The organism is Arthrobacter sp. UM1 (genome assembly GCF_020483305.1).
In the GTDB taxonomy this organism is placed as follows: Bacteria; Actinomycetota; Actinomycetes; order Actinomycetales; family Micrococcaceae; genus Falsarthrobacter.
Genome location: NZ_JACWAB010000004.1, coordinates 156,856 through 172,089 on the forward strand (window position 1 = coordinate 156,856; position 15,234 = coordinate 172,089).

Below are 15,234 nucleotides of genomic sequence, written 5' to 3' on the forward strand. Positions count from 1 at the left end.
CCACGGCTCCAAACGGCTCGAGGCCGGATTCAGTCCGAATCCGGCCTCGAGCCTTTCTGGGTCCGCCCCGCTTTTACAGCACCAGGTCCGGGAGCGGGTTGCCGAAGCGGTGGGCGGTGCGGCTGATGGCCTGCTCGCGCAGGAACGGCAGCAGCTCCACGCGGCCGGCCGAGACCACCTCGCCCGCGTAGACCGCCACGTCCGGGCGGCCGTCCACGGCCTCCATGAGCTCGCGGGCCACGGCGGCGCGGGCGTCGTCGTCGGCCCCGGCCACCACGCGCACGCGGCCGGCGCCCTTGACGCCCTCGGGGCGCCGGGACTCGCGCCGCAGCCACTCGTGGCGGGGCTCAACGGTCACCTTCCAGCCGCGGGAGTGCGCGGCGGCCATGAGGGCGGCGGGCAGCTCCACGTCGGAGGAGACGGCCAGCTCCACGCCTGCCGTGGCAGCCGCGCCGAGGACGCGGGCGAAGTCCCCGAGGGACGCCGTGTCCTCGTAGCGCACGGAGACGCCCGGCATCGGGAGGTAGCGGAACATGTTCTGCTCGGCCACGAGCTGGGAGACGTCCTTGACGGCGCCGAACTCGGTGGCCCAGACGGACGCGTCGTTGGCGAGGGACTGGCGGACGAACCCGAGCTCGTCCGCGGACAGCACGGCCCGGGAGGCGTCCAGGACCACGCGGGCCTGCACCGTGGACTCGCCGTGCTCGATCGCGGCCTCGGTGAGGTCCCGGCCCTGGCCTCCGCGGTACGGGGCCTTGTGCCAGGTGCCCATGCCGATGAGGTAGTTCGGGCCGCCGGCCTTGGTGCCCGCGCCCACGGAGGAGCGCTTCCAGCCGCCGAACGGCTGGCGCCGCACGATGGCGCCCGTGATGCCGCGGTTGATGTAGAGGTTGCCGGCCTGGACCCGGTTGACCCAGTGCATCTGCTCGCCCATGTCGAGCGAGTGCAGGCCCGCGGTGAGGCCGTACTCCACGGCGTTCTGGACGGCGATCGCCTGGTCCAGCGTCTTGACGCGGATGAGGCCGAGGATCGGGCCGAAGTACTCGGTCAGGTGGTACTCGGAGCCGGGCTTGACGTTGTCCCGCACGCCCGGGCTCCAGAGCTTGCCGGAGTCGTCGAGCTGCTTCGGCTCCACGAGCCAGCGCTCGCCCTCGCCGAGCTCGGTCAGCCCCTTGAGGAGCTTGCCGCCGGCGGGCTCGATGATCGGGCCCATCTGCGTGGTGGCCTGCCGCGGCGGGCCCACCACCATGGACTCGACGGCGTCCACGAGCTGCCGCTCGAACCGCTCGGACGTGCCGATGGAGCCCACGAGGATCGCGAGCGAGGCCGCGGAGCACTTCTGGCCCGCGTGGCCGAACGCGGAGTTGACCACGTCCCGCACCGCGAGGTCGATGTCCGCGGACGGCGTCACGATGACGGCGTTCTTGCCGGACGTCTCCGCGAGGACGGGCAGGTCCTTGCGGAACGAGCGGAACATCTCGGCCGTCTCGAACGCGCCGGTGAGGATGACGCGGTCCACGCGCGGATCGGCGATGAGCTTGGTGCCGAGCCGCTGCTCGTCGGAGAGGATGACGAGCTTGGCCACGTCCGGGTCGAAGCCCTTCTCCTCGAGCGCCTGGCGGATGAAGCCGAGGACCACGGCGCCCGTGCGGCTCGCCTGCGGGGCCGGCTTGAACAGGATCGCGGATCCGGCGGCGAGCGAGGAGAGGGCCGAGCCCGCGGGGATCGCCGTCGGGAAGTTCCACGGCGGGGTGACCACGGTGAGCGTGGACGGGCGGAACTCGGCGCCCGGCACGTGCTCGAGCTCGCGGGCGCGCTCCGCGTAGTAGTGGGCGAAGTCGATGGCCTCGGAGACCTCCGGGTCACCCTGGTCCAGGGTCTTGCCGGCCTCGGAGGCCATGACCTCGAGGAGCTCGGCGCGGTGGGCGGCGAAGATCTCGCCCGCGCGGTCCAGGACCTCGGCGCGCTTCTCAGCGGGGACGGAGCCCCAGTCCCTGCCGAGCTCCACGCCGCGGGCGAGCACCTTCTCCACGGAGGCCTCGGCCGAGATGGTGGCCTGGTTGACCTCGTCCGTGCCGAGCTTGGAGCCCGTGGCGCGGGAGAGGATCTTGCGGCCCCACGCGCGGTTGGGGCCCATGGCCGGGTCCGTGTCCGCGGTGTTGTGGAAGGACGGGGTGGTCTCCTCGCCCGTGTCTCCGGCCGCGCGGTTCTGGCGGCGGGACGGCGCCGGGATGGCGTCCCGGTCCTCGACGAGCGCCTCGAGGGAGGCCACGAAGCGCTGCTTCTCCCGCTGGAACATCTCCTCGTTCTTGTCCAGCTCGAACACGGCGGACATGAAGTTCTCGGAGCTCGCGCCCTCCTCCAGGCGGCGGATGAGGTAGGCGATCGCGACGTCGAACTCCTCCGGGTGCACCACCGGCGTGTAGAGGAGGAGGTGGCCCACGTCCCGGCGGACCGCCTCGGCCTGGCCGCTCGCCATGCCGAGGAGCATCTCGATGTCGATCCCGTCCCGCACGCCGCGCTTGCCCGCGAGGATCCAGGCGAAGGCGAGGTCGAACAGGTTGTGGCCGGCCACGCCCACGCGGACGTGCTTGATGTTCTCCGGCTTGAGCGCGTTGTCCAGGATGCGCTTGTAGTTGGTGTCCGCGTCCTGCTTGGAGGCCACGGTGGCCACCGGCCAGTCGTGGAGGGACGCCTCGACGATCTCCATGGGCAGGTTGGCGCCCTTGACGAGGCGGATCTTGATGGGGGCGCCGCCGCCGATGCGCCGCTTCTTGGACCACTCGAGGAGGTTGAGGTAGGCGCCGAGCGCGTCCGGCAGGTACGCCTGGAGCACGATTCCAGCCTCGAGATCCTTGAACTCCGGCTGGTCGAGGATCCGCTGGAAGACCTCGATGGTCATGGAGAGGTCCTTGTACTCCTCCATGTCCAGGTTGATGAACTTCGCCTTGGGGCTCTCGGCCGCCAGGCGGTACAGCGGGGTGAGGGACTGCACCACGTGGTCCACGGCTTCGTCGAACGCCCACGGGTTGTGCGGGCTGACCGTCGAGGAGACCTTGATGGAGACGTAGTCCACGTCATCCCGGGCGAGGAGCTTCTTGGTGCCCTCGAGGCGGTGCTGCGCCTCCTGCTCGCCGAGGATCGCCTCGCCGAGGAGGTTGATGTTGAGCCGGATGCCGTCCCGCTCCTTGAGGTGCTCGATCGCCGGGCCCAGCTTGTCCTCGGTGGCGTCTACGAGCAGGTGGCCCACCATCTCGCGGAGCACCTTCCGGGCGGCGGGGACGACGACGCCGGCGCCCGCGCGCCCCGCCCGTCCCACGATGCCGCCCGCCTGGACGGCGCTGCGCATGTACCAGGGGAGGAACTTCGGCGCGCGCGGCGCGAGCTCGGCGAGCTTGCGGGCCGCCACACGGGAGTCCTCGGGGCGGATGACGCCGTCCACGAAGCTCACGGTGAAGTCCAGGCCGTCCGGGTCCTTGAGGAGGTCCGCGAGCTGCTGCGCGGAGGAGTCCGCGGGGACGGTCTCGGCGGTCTTGAGCCAGTCCCTCACCTGGCTCTCCACCTCGTCCACGAACATCAGATCGTCCGTGCCCGCCTCAGCGGAGCGAGCCGCCGCGTCAACGCCGTTGTGGTCAGCCGAGTGCTCGTGAGCAGCCACTTTTCCTCCTCGAAATCAAGACTGTTGAGCACCACACTATCCGGGCGTGCAAATCCGCAGAGGGCCCCTGCGAGAATGGGGATGTGAACACTGGAATCCCCGCAGCAGAGAAGGGCTCCCCCGCCCGTCCGCGCCCCGCCGTCGTCGTCGTGGGGCATGCCCACCTGGACACCCTCGCCCGCGAGTTCAGGCGGTACGAGCAGGACTACCGCGTCGAGTGCTTCGACAACGGCGTCGCGGCCGTCGAGTTCGTCCAGAATCTGGACGGCGCGCCGCTCGCGCTGTGCATCGCGGAATACGAGCTCTCGGACGGCGTGGGGCTGGACGTGCTCGAGGCCGTGCACCGGCTCGTGCCCACGGCCAAGCGGATCGGCGCGGTCTTCGGCTTCCTCTCCGCCACGGCCGCGGCGTACCTCGAGGCGGCGCAGACGGGCCGGATCGACGTCGCGCTCGCCATTCCCCGCGGCGTCCGGGACGAGGAGTTCCACACGGCCGTCACCGAGCAGCTCTCCGAGTGGGCGTGGACGTCCGCGACCCCGGAGGTGTTCGTCTACGAGCTCGTGACGCACGAGCCCTCCCGGGAGCTCGGCCGCCTCTTGGACTTCGCCTCCCGCATGGGCGTTCCGGCGGCGGTGTACCGGCCGGACTCGGAGGACGGCCGGCGCGTCATCGCCCAGGCCGAGGAGGCCGGATTCGAGTGGGAGTGGCCGCTCGTGCGCCTGTCCACCGGCGCGTTCCTCTCCAACCCCTCCCTCGAGGAGCTCGCGGCGTTCTCCAACCCGCCCGTGGAGGAGACGGCCGCCCGGGTCATCGACTTCGCGGTCATCGGCGCAGGGCCCGCAGGCCTGGCGGCGGCCGTGTACGGCGCCTCCGAGGGCCTCGACACCGTGGTCTTCGAGGCCGAGGCCATCGGCGGCCAGGCCGGCACCAGCTCCATGATCCGCAACTACCTCGGCTTCCCGCGCGGCATCTCCGGCATGCGGCTCACCCAGCGGGCGCGCACGCAGGCCTCGCGGTTCGGCGCCTCCTTCTTCTCCGTCAGCCCGGTCTCCTCCCTCCGCAAGGACGACGACGACGGCCTCTTCCGCCTCACCGTCCGCGGCACCGAGTTCCGGGCCCGGAGCGTGCTCATCTCAGCGGGGGTCACGTACCGCCGGCTCGGCGTTCCTGCGCTGGAGGAGTTCGAGGGAGCGGGCGTGTACTACGGCGCCGCCGCGGCCACGGCCCGGAAGATGCAGGGGCGGCACGTGTTCGTGGTGGGCGGGGGCAACTCGGCAGGGCAGGCCGCGATCCACCTGTCCCGATTCGCCAAGGCGGTCACGATCGTCATCCGCCGGGACTCGCTGGAGTCCACGATGAGCGACTACCTCATCCGCGAGATCAACGCGAACTACCGGATCAGCGTCAAGGCCAACAGCGAGGTGGTGGGCGGAGGCGGCGAGAACGGCCGGCTGGAGTGGATCACGCTGCGCTCCCGCGTGGGCAGCTACGCCACGAACCACGACATCCCGGCGGCCGGGCTCTACCTCCTCCTGGGCGCGGAGTCGGAGAGCTCCTGGTACCCGGAGGAGCTGGGGACGGACGAGCACGGGTTCGTCTGCACCGGCTCGGACGTGGAGCAGCGGCTCTGGATCGACGGGCGGCCGCCCCAGGCGTTCGAGACCTCCATCCCGGGGCTCTTCGCGGCCGGCGACATCCGGGCCAACTCGATGAAGCGCGTGGCCTCCGCGGCGGGCGAGGGCGCGACGATCGTCCCCCTCGTGCACCGGTACCTCGCCGAGCGAGAGGGCTGAGGGGCGGGGCGCTTCCTTTGGGGCGGGGCCGGTTGAGCGTGCACCTGTGCGTTCCGGGGCCCGGCGGCGGCGAGTGCCGGCCCCTTTTCGAACCCAGCCCGCCTTGTGCGCCCTGTCCCCCCCCCCCCGCTTGTGCACCCGGATCGTTCGGATTTCGGCCCTCAAACCGAACGATTCGGGTGCACAAGCCTGCCTCGAGCCCGAACCCGGACTAGGCAGTACCGATGGATGTAACAGACCGGAGGACGGGACGGACCGGAGGATGCGACGGGCCGGAGGGAAATGAGGCCGCCCTCTCCTGAGAGGCCGCTCTGTCCGTCCGACTTTGCTCCGATGAGCCCATCCCCAGGCATGCTCGCTCCTGGGGGGGGGGGGGGAAGGGGGCGGGCATGCGCACCCTGTTCTCCCGCTTAAGCACCCTGTTCCCGCGCTTCAGCACCCTCTGATGTCAGGATCTGGCCCGAATCCTGACACCAGAGGGTGCACAAGGGAGACGGGCCTGGGCTGAGGCTGCCGAGTGGGGCGGGGCCGGCCCGGACTCGCCTCAGACTCGCTTGAGACTGGACCGGACGGGGCTGGGCGGGGCCGGTTGAGCGTTCACCTGTGCGCTCCAGGACCCGGCGGCGGCGAGTGCCGGCCCCTTTTCGAACCCGGCCCGCCTTGTGCACCCGGATCGTTCGGATTCCGGCCCTCAAACCGAACGATCCGGGTGCACAAGCCTGCCTCGAGCCCGAACCCGGTCTGCCCCCCCCGCCTGCGAGGCGACCAAACGGCAGGCCTCAGACGGAAGCAGCGGACCGGGCTGCTCGGAGTCGCCTCAATCAGGCCCGCACAGGTTTTTGCACAGCGTGCAGAACGTGTAGCCTGAGAGGCGTGACAGCCCCCGAAACCACCGCCCCCGGCAGGGAAGACATCGCCTGGAACACGGCCGCCGCGCAGCCGTCGTCGTCGGGCTCCCCCTCGAAGCACGAGCTGAACCGCGCGCGGACGCGGGCGGCCATCGCGCAGGCGGCACAGGACCTCGTCCTGGAGAAGGGGTTCGGCGCGTTCACGGCGCACGAGGTGGCGGAGGCCGCCGGCTGCTCGCGCCGGACGTTCTTCAACTACTACCCGAGCGTCGCGGCGGCGGTGCTCGAGCCGCTCATCGGGGTCATCGACGAGCTCGGCGAGGTGCTCGAGGGCCAGCCAGCGGACAAGCCCGTGCTGGACGTGGTCCTCGAGGGCGTCTCGCTCTTCGACGGCCGCGAGCGCATGGCCCGGATCATCGCCCGGATGTCGCCCCTCTCCCACGAGCACCCCGAGCTGCAGAGCTGCGAGCTACAGGGCTGGGCGCGGCTCGAGGAGCAGCTGGAGCGCAGCCTCGCCCCGCGGCTTCCCGGCGCGGACCCGCTGGTGGTGAAGGCGCTCAAGACCGCCGTCGCCTCGAGTGCGCACGCGGCCTGCGAGGCGGCCGTCGCCGCGTTCCAGGAGAGCGGGGGCCGGGAAGGCCCTGACCGCGAGCTCGCGCCGATCATGGCCGAGACCGCCCGCTCCATGCTCCAGATCTTCCTCCGGGGCCTCGCCTCGGAGCTGTCCGCGGGTGCGGCCTCTTCGCACCGCTCGTCCGCCGCCAGCCACTCCCCCGCCGACCACGCCGAAAGCTAGGATCCATGGCCACTTTCCTCTACAAGCTCGGCCGCCTCGCCGCCCGCCGCAAGGGCGCGTTCATGGCGGCCTGGCTCGTCGTCATCCTTGCCGTCGGCGGAGCCGCCGTCGCGTTCAAGGGCGAGTTCGTCAACTCCTTCTCCCTCCCGCAGTCGGAGTCCTACCAGACGCTACAGCGGCTCAAGACCGCGCTGCCGGAGGCCTCGGGCGGGCAGGGGCAGTTCGCCGTCCTCTCGGACAAGCCGTTCACCGAGGACCAGAAGAAGGCCGTCACGCAGGCCGCCGAGCGGCTCAAGAAGAAGAACCACGTCCAGGACGTCCGGGACCCCTTCACGCTGCAGGAGCAGACGGACAGCGGCCGCGCCCAGATCGCCGCCTTCCCGCAGAAGAAGAAGGACGGCGAGGCCAAGATCGCGGAGGGCGAGAAGAAGCTCAACGAGGCCCAGGCGCAGCTGGACCAGGGCCGCAAGCAGCTCGCCCCCGTCCTCGCTCAGATCGAGGGCATGAAGAAAGCCGGCATGGGAGCCCAGGCCGCCGCGATCGAGTCCCAGGTCAAGCCCAAGGCCGAGCAGCTGCAGCAGGGCCAGGCCAAGATCGACGCCGGCCGCGCCCAGCTCGCCGAGGCCAAGAAGAAGCTCGCGGACGGCGAGAAGAAGGTCAACGAGGCCAAGCGCCAGCTCGACTCCACCCAGGGCATGCGCTTCGTGGCGGAGAACAACAAGGCCGCTGTCGTCTCCGTCTCCTTCGACGAGGAGGCCGAGGCCCTCAAGGACGAGGACCGCCAGGCCCTCATCACGGAGGCCGACAAGCTCAAGGACAAGGGCCTCACGGTCGAGTACTCCAAGGAGATCATCGGCCAGACGCCGAGCGTCGCCGGTCCGGGCGAGATCCTCGGCGTCGTCATCGCGGCGGTGCTCCTGTTCATCATGCTCGGCACGCTCGTGGCGGCGGGGCTCCCGCTGCTCGTGGCCGTGCTCGGCGTGGGCATCGGCGTGGGCGGAGGCGTGGCCCTGTCCTCGCTGGTGCAGTTCACGTCCACGTCGCTGACGCTCGGCACCATGCTGGGCCTCGCCGTCGGCATCGACTACTCGCTCTTCATCGTCAACCGCTACCGGTCCAACCGGATGCGCGGCCTGGAGAAGACGGAGGCGGTGGGCCTCGCCGTCGGGACGGCCGGCAACGCGGTCACGTTCGCGGGCCTCACGGTCATCATCGCGCTCGCGGCCCTCACGGTCACCGGCATCCCGTTCCTCGGGACGATGGGCCTTGTGGGCGCGGGCACCATCGCCGTCGCCGTCCTCCTGGCCATCACGCTGACGCCGGCGCTCATCTCCGCGATCGGCCGGCAGGCCATGCCGAAGCGCATGCGCGCGGTGGCCGAGGAGAACCAGAGCCGCCTCGAGCGCGGCGAGCGCCTCGAGGACCACCACGTCTCCGAGCGGAAGTGGGGGCGGATCGTCACGCGCCGCCCGTGGGTCACGGTCCTCGCGTCCGTGCTCGCGCTGGGCGCGCTCGCCATCCCGGCCGCGCAGCTGCGGCTCGCCCTGCCCGACGGCGGCTCGGAGTCCCGCGACTCGACCCAGTACCGCGAGTACCAGGCGGTGAGCGAGAACTTCGGCCCCGGCGTGAACGGCCCGCTCGTCGTGGTGACGGACCTGCCCGAGGGCCTCAGCGAGGAGCAGGCCAAGGACGCGCAGTACAAGGCGGCGGACGAGCTGCGCCGGCTCGACGTCGTGGCCGCCGTCCCCGGCGCCCTCTCGAAGGACCGCCGCACGGGCGTCATCCAGGTCATCCCGAAGGAGGGGCCGGCCTCGGAGTCCACGAAGGAGCTCGTCCAGAAGATCAAGGACGAGAAGCAGGCGATCCAGGACAAGACCGGCGCGGTCTCCCACGTCACGGGACAGTCCGCCATCCAGATCGACGTCTCGGAGACGCTCGCGAAGGCGCTGCCGCTCTACCTCGCGGTGGTGGTGGGCCTCTCGCTCATCCTGCTGCTGCTCGTGTTCCGCTCCGTGCTGGTGCCGCTGCTCGCCACGGGCGGATTCCTCCTCTCGCTGTTCGCCACGCTGGGCGCCGTCGTCGGCATCTACCAGCTGGGCTTCATGGGGGACCTGTTCCGTGTGAGCCAGCCCGCGCCGATCCTCAGCTTCCTGCCGACCATGGTGGTGGGCATCCTGTTCGGCCTCGCGATGGACTACCAGATGTTCCTCGTGTCCGGCATGCGGGAGGCGTATGTCCACGGGAAGGACGCGCGGACGGCGGTGCGGAGCGGCTTCAACCACGGCGCGCGGATCGTCACCGTGGCGGCGCTCATCATGGTCTCGGTGTTCGCGGGCTTCATCTTCGCGGACGAGGCGATGATCCGGCCCATGGGCTTCGCGCTCGCGTTCGGCGTGCTCGTGGACGCGTTCGTCATCCGCATGACGCTCACGCCCGCGCTGCTGCACCTGCTCGGGGAGCGGGCGTGGCGGATCCCGCGGTGGCTCGACAGGATCCTGCCGAATGTGGATGTGGAGGGCGCTAGGCTAGAGAGCCAGAAGCAGCACGCCGAGCCCGCCCGTTCGGTGACGGGCCCAGAGGAGTCCTGATGAACGCCACCCCTGAGAACACGTCAGACCGCGAGGAGCGTCGGAACGGCTCCAGCGCCCTCCGCCGCTCCCAGCAGGAGCAGGAGCAGACGCAGCACATCCCGCTCGTCAGCGGCACGTCCGAGGAGCCGCGGGAGCGCGCCGACTCGGGCATGACCCTCGGCGAGCGCCTCTCCCGCGAGGCCGAGCGCTTCCGCGGGCGCCGCGAGGAGCGGCACGCGGAGCGCGACGGCGAGGGCCTCGGCGAGGACCGTCTCGATGAGCCCCGTTCCGGCGCGGACTTCGGCAGGGATGTCGAGGACGGACGCGACGGCGAGCGCAGCGAGCACCGCGGCCGGGTCGAGCCGGGCGCCGCTCCGGCGGACCCGGAGCGCGCGGGACGCTCCGCCCGCTCTGCCGGCGACGATCCGAACCCGCCCACCGGCTTCGTCGGCGCAGGCCCGGTGGAGGACACCCGGACGGCCGCCCACCAGCACGTGGGCTCCTCCGGCCGCCGCGGCCCGGAGCACGGCGCGGATCTCGGCTCCGGCCACGGCGTGGAGCGCGGCGCGGCCGCCGCCTCGGGCGCAGGGGCCAGCGCGGCTCCCTCCCAGCGCCGCAACACCCGGTACGACGACGACCAGCCCCGCGGCCTCTCCGGCGTCGGCTCCCAGGGCACCCGCCCCGAGCCGGACTTCCTCAACGGATTCGACGACGACGAGGTGGGCGAGTACGTCCCCGGCCAGTGGGACGAGCCGCACGAGGACTCGACCCGCTCGCATTCCGTCTCCCGCGGACGCCGCTCCGAGGACGGGGACCGCCGCGGCTCCACCGGCGCAGACACGGCCTCCCACTCCGCCGTCCGCCCCATGGGCACGGAGACGCAGGCCATGCCGGCCGCCTCCGCCGCCGGGCTCTCCGGCGCTGCCGCGGTGGGCGACGACGAGGACCGCCGCAACGAGGAGCACCGCCGGAACGAGGACACCCCGTTCCTGCGCCGCGAGCGCGAGGACGAGCGCCACGAGCCCCGCGACCACCGCGCGGACAACGACCTCGAATACCGCAACCGCCTGGACCTCCTGGACCGGGAGAAGCAGGCCTTCGGCGGACTCCGCCTGGGCACGGGCTTCTTCGGCTGGCTGACGGCGATGGGCATGATGGGCCTCCTCGGCCTCATCGCGAGCGCCGTCGTGGGCATGATCTCCTACGTCAACAACACGACCGGCGCTGAGGCCACCCGCCAGCTGCAGTCCATCACCTCGGGCTCGGCGCTCACGGGCGGCCAGGGCATCCTCGCCGCCGTGGTCAGCGGCGTCATCCTGTTCCTGTCCTTCCTGGCCGGCGGCTACGTGGCCGGCCGGATGGCGCGCTTCTCGGGCGCGGCGCAGGGCTTCGGCGTGTGGCTGTGGTTCATCATCGTGACGGCGGCCGCCTCGGTGGCCGCGGTGGTGGGTCTGTCCAGCCTGAGCGGCACGGGCCTCTCCAAGTGGGTGCCCTCGACGAGCAACCTGCTTAGCCTGCCCTCGCTCATCGCCCTCGCGGTCGTGGCGGTGCTGTCCCTCGTGGCGGCGCTCATCGGCGGCGCGGCGGGCATGCGCTACCACCGGCGCATCGACCGGGCCGACTTCGCCGAGGAGTTCGGCGAGGACTGGCAGGACCGCTAGGCCCCGGCCCCAGCAGACCGCAGCGGGCGGTCACCCTCATCGGGTGGCCGCCCGCTCTGCGTTTCCGGGGGGGGCAGCCCGGTGAGTTGGCCGGGGGCCGGTGTTGCCCAGGTGAGGCCGCCCCTCCCAGGTCAGCCCTTCCGCTGACCCCTCTTCCGCTCTGCGACCGCGAGCGCTCCGAGCACGACGGCGCCCGTGGTCAGCGCTCCCCCGACGATGACCGCCCACAGCGGAACAGGTCCCACGGAGCCGGCCGAGCCCGAACGGGACGCGCCCGGCGAGCCCTTGAACACCGTGACACCGCTGCCGTGAGACGCGCCCTGGGCGGCCGGTGGCTCGGGCACCGTGCCCGCGCCCGCGTCCGCGCCGGGCTGGCCTCCACCTATCTGGTCGCCGCCTGTCTGGTCCCCGCCGGGCTGGCCACCGCCGGGCGCGCCTGCGCCTGTCTGGTCTCCGCCGGTGCCGGCGGCACCGGCACCGCCGGCTGCCGGGCCGGTGGCGAGCGCAGGCTCAGCGTCCGGGACGGGGGCCGGGCGAAGCGCCGCAGCAGAGCCGCCTGAGCCTGTTCCGCCCTCTCCGGCTCCCACGGTGGAGCTGGGACCCAGCAGAGGCGGCAGGTCAGCCGCCGCTCCCCCGCCTGGACCCGGCTTCGGCTGGGAAGGGGTCTGCGCGGGGCGGGACGCCGGGGCCTGGGGAGACGGCTTCACGGGGCGGCTCGGCGGGTGGCTCGGCGACGTGCTCGCCGGTCGGCTCGGCGTCGGCGAGGACTCGCTCGGCGCGGGACTCGGCCGTGGGCCGGGGTCCTTCGAGGGGGCGGGGCTCGGTTTCTCGGCTGCACGACCCGCCGTCACGCTCCACCTCAGGGTCACGGAGTTGGAGGAGACCCGGTCGCCGTCGTCGGTCTCGGCGTAGAGGGTCAGGGTGATGCTGTACTCGCCAGGGGCGCCGAAGGTCCAGTTCGGCTCGTAGTTGGTCCTGCCCTCGAACGGGAAGTTCTTGAAGTACGGGTGCGTGCTGCTCAGCATCCGCTTCGTGTAGCGGTAGCCGGGGCGGTACTCCCCCAGCTCGAACCAGGACGGCCCGGAGAACTGCCGGAGGCTGAGCCGCAGCGAGTCCGGCTTGATCCCGGCGGGCGGCTTGGCGAAGGAGCTCCCGAAGTCCTGCTTGTCCCCCTTGCCGTGGAACAGGGCCGCAGGGACGGTGAGACCCGGCTTGCCGATCCAGGAGATGTCGCTGTCCGGGTCCACCGGGGGAACGGTGAAGAGGGAGGCGTCCTTGCCGGGGTTCTCGCTGTCCGGGCGGGACTCGAGGAGGAAGCGGCTCCGGCTCGACTGCACGGTCTTGCCGTCCGCGTCCTTCGACGAGAGAACGGGCTTGATGCCGTCCCAGGAGAGGCTGAGCACCTCGGAGCCGCCGCCTCGGATGATCCCTCCGCCCTCGTCGGGGCGGGGCTCCTCCGCGCGGGCACGGTCTGCACGGACCCCTTCCGCGCCGCCTCCCTCCCCCTGGAGCGGGACGGCGGCCCGCTCAGCAGCGAGCGCAGAGGCGGGCGCCGCCACAGAACCGAGCGCGAGCGCCGCAACGAGAGCTGCGGCTCCCGTGGCTCGCGCGGCTCCGGGCACCTCGGCCTTATTCAGCGGACGACGACGCATGTGAACTCCTCTGAGAGCGCTTGGTCGCAGCCGCCCACAGGGCGAGCGCGACGACGAAGGCGGCGCCCGCGGCGCCGAGTACACCCACCACGGCCGCACTGGCCGAGGCGGGGGCTGCTGTGGGGACGCTGGACCCGCGTCCGCCAGCGAGCGGCTGGGCAGAGCGAGGGTCTGCTGCGGGAACGGATCCGCCCGTTCCCGCGGCCGGGTCGGGGCCCTCCCCCAGGGCACCGGCGTCCGTTCCGCCGAGCGAACCGGCATCGCCGAGAGGCCCGGCCGCGCCGGAACCGGCGGCACCGGACAGCCCTCCCGCCGCCCCGCCGAAGGCGGAGCCGCCCGGCTCGACCGACGAGGCCAGCTGTGCAGCAAGGCTCAGGGCCCCGCCGCCGGACGAAGATCCGAAGGACGGGGCGCCGCCGAACAGATCACCGGACGGGCCTCCGGACGGGCTGCCGCCGGACGGCCCTGCGCCCACTGCGCCCGAACCGCCGCCCCCGGTACCGCCAGCGCCTGCGGCGCATGCGCCTGCCGGCAGCCGCGTCCCGCTCCCGACCGCCACCGTGTACGGGGCGTCAGCGGTGTGGACTCGGCCGTCTTTGCCCCGCGCCGAGTACCGGACCGTCATCTCGTAGAGGCCCGGCCGGCTGAAGGACATGGCGTGGTGGACGTGCGAGGGCTCGGCGAGCGGAAAGGCGCCGTGCGGCCGCTTGGCCGAGTCCCACCGCACCGTCAGACCGTTGATGAGGTCCTCCTGGAAGAGCGTGACCCGTCCGGGCCCTCGCACGGAGGCGAGGGACACGTTCACCGGGCCGGCGAGGCGGCCGTAGTCCAGGCGCTCGGTGTTGAAGCCGGCCCAGATGCCCCGGGGCTCCTGGACCTGCGGGATGATCCAGGCCGTGCTGCCCGCAGGCCCCACCGCCTCGAATCCGCGGGGAATGCGGGTCTTGAGCGAGTCGTTCACGGCGAGCACCGCGCTCCGAGGCGCCCGGCGCACCGCCTGCCCGCGGGACTCGTCCACGAGCACCGGCCTGAACTCGCCTCCCGCCTGCTCCACGGCGAGGTCCACGTGGCCGCTCGCGATGACGGCCCGCTGGCAGGTCCGGTGCGGCGAGGGCGCCGCCGGCGCCGGCTGCTCAGGCGACGAGGGCCTGGCGGGCTGGGACGGCTGCGGCGCCGTCGGGCTCTCCGGACGCTCAGGAGAAGCAGGGTCCGAAGGCCGGGGCTCGGGGGCTGTGCCGTCCGGGCGCCGGTGGCGCGGGGACTCGGGGCCGACGTCGAGAGAGGGCTCGTCCCCCTTCGGCGGCCCCACCTGCCAGATGACCTTGGAGACGTTGGAGACCACGGGCTTGCCCGTCAGCGGGTCCCGGCTCCGCGCCTGGAAGGCCACGGTGTAGCGGCCGGGCTTGCTGAACGCCCAGTTGAAGTGCCCGTGGGCGTGCGGCTTCACGGGGAAGGACTGGAGCTTGGGATCCCGGCTCGAGAACACGCGCTGGACCCGCGCTCCTCCCGCCTGGAACACCTCCATCCACCCGGGGCCGTCCACGCTGAGGAGGCGGATGGAGACGTCGTCGATGTCCACGGAGGACGCCGGGAGGTCCCCCGCGCCGACGCCCGGCCACACCGGCTTCCAGTTCCCGTAGAGGGCCTGCGGCGCGTTCCACAGCACGGTGCCGGGCTTCCCGAGGAAGCTCAGATCCGTGCCGCGGGACGGGTCGGGGACGGTCAGCTTGGAGACGTCGTGGCCCTCGTGCTGCTGGGCCTGGAGGTCAAGGTAGAGGTCGTCCGCCGGGCGGACCGCGTGCGCCCCGACCACAAGGTCCATCCGCAGACCGCGGTCCCGGTCCCAGTGGACGTGCGCAGCGTCCACGTGGGCGTTCTTGACCGCCTCCCGCTGAGGCTGCTCCGGCCGGGCGCCCCGATCCGCCCCCGCCTGCTCCTCGTCAGCCGCGGCCGCGGGCAGAGCCGCTCCGGGCACCCCCTCCGGGCCGGATGCCGCGCCTCCGAACGGCAGCACGAGCGCCGCCGCGAGAACGGCCGCGAGCGCTCCCCGCAGGGTCCGACGACGTCGACGGCGGCCCGCCGATCCGCCGGAGGACGGCGACACAGGCGAGACAGACGGGGCGGAGGGCGGCGAAGAGGGCATGGACGGTTCTCCCGAGTGAGGTGCGGACGTCCATCATACCTCTAGTTGAGATCGGTTCTCATTTAGCTAGCCAACCGAACAACCTGCACAGGGCCGCCGTTCCAGCAGATCCG

General features: G+C 72.3%; 7 protein-coding genes. 4 read left to right on the forward strand and 3 right to left on the reverse strand.

All coding sequences use genetic code 11. The features are described from left to right. Positions 1-73 precede the first annotated feature (73 nt). A complete protein-coding gene (locus H9I38_RS07175; protein WP_413463528.1) occupies positions 74-3,658 on the reverse strand; it encodes a bifunctional proline dehydrogenase/L-glutamate gamma-semialdehyde dehydrogenase in 3,585 nt (1,194 codons plus the stop codon). Positions 3,659-3,741: 83 nt separating this feature from the next. On the opposite strand from H9I38_RS07175, the gene H9I38_RS07180 reads away from it, so the two are divergent. The 4 genes from H9I38_RS07180 to H9I38_RS07195 all read left to right on the forward strand — a co-directional run bounded on the left by H9I38_RS07180 (position 3,742) and on the right by H9I38_RS07195 (position 11,326). Then, positions 3,742-5,451, forward strand: coding sequence for an FAD-dependent oxidoreductase (locus tag H9I38_RS07180; RefSeq protein ID WP_226338078.1), 1,710 nt, complete (start codon positions 3,742-3,744; stop codon positions 5,449-5,451). A gap of 873 nt (positions 5,452-6,324) precedes the next feature. Further along, positions 6,325-7,095 carry a TetR/AcrR family transcriptional regulator gene (locus tag H9I38_RS07185; protein ID WP_226338079.1) on the forward strand — a complete coding sequence of 257 codons (771 nt, stop codon included), beginning with the start codon at positions 6,325-6,327 and terminating at the stop codon, positions 7,093-7,095. Between the two features lie 5 nt (positions 7,096-7,100). Further along, positions 7,101-9,683 carry an MMPL family transporter gene (locus H9I38_RS07190; protein ID WP_226338080.1) on the forward strand — a complete coding sequence of 861 codons (2,583 nt, stop codon included), beginning with the start codon at positions 7,101-7,103 and terminating at the stop codon, positions 9,681-9,683. Continuing rightward, complete coding sequence (locus H9I38_RS07195; protein WP_226338081.1) at positions 9,683-11,326, forward strand: hypothetical protein; 1,644 nt, start codon at positions 9,683-9,685, stop codon at positions 11,324-11,326. Before H9I38_RS07190 ends, H9I38_RS07195 begins: the two co-directional genes overlap by 1 nt. A gap of 131 nt (positions 11,327-11,457) precedes the next feature. On the opposite strand, the gene H9I38_RS07200 is transcribed toward H9I38_RS07195, so the two are convergent. Both H9I38_RS07200 and H9I38_RS07205 read right to left on the reverse strand, forming a co-directional pair. Continuing rightward, on the reverse strand, positions 11,458-12,978 hold the full coding sequence (locus H9I38_RS07200; protein WP_226338082.1) for a TIGR03769 domain-containing protein: 1,521 nt from the start codon (positions 12,976-12,978) through the stop codon (positions 11,458-11,460). After that, a complete protein-coding gene (locus H9I38_RS07205) occupies positions 12,956-15,121 on the reverse strand; it encodes a choice-of-anchor M domain-containing protein (RefSeq protein ID WP_226338083.1) in 2,166 nt (721 codons plus the stop codon). Before H9I38_RS07205 ends, H9I38_RS07200 begins: the two co-directional genes overlap by 23 nt. Between the last annotated feature and the right edge of the window lie 113 nt (positions 15,122-15,234).

What these genes read in the sequence shown, in the direction of transcription:
- H9I38_RS07195 (WP_226338081.1), top strand. Translation starts at nt 9,683, where the DNA reads ATGAACGCCACCCCTGAGAACACGTCAGACCGCGAGGAGCGTCGGAAC.
- H9I38_RS07200 (WP_226338082.1), bottom strand. Translation starts at nt 12,978, where the DNA reads ATGCGTCGTCGTCCGCTGAATAAGGCCGAGGTGCCCGGAGCCGCGCGA.
- H9I38_RS07205 (WP_226338083.1), bottom strand. Translation starts at nt 15,121, where the DNA reads ATGCCCTCTTCGCCGCCCTCCGCCCCGTCTGTCTCGCCTGTGTCGCCG.
- H9I38_RS07190 (WP_226338080.1), top strand. Translation starts at nt 7,101, where the DNA reads ATGGCCACTTTCCTCTACAAGCTCGGCCGCCTCGCCGCCCGCCGCAAG.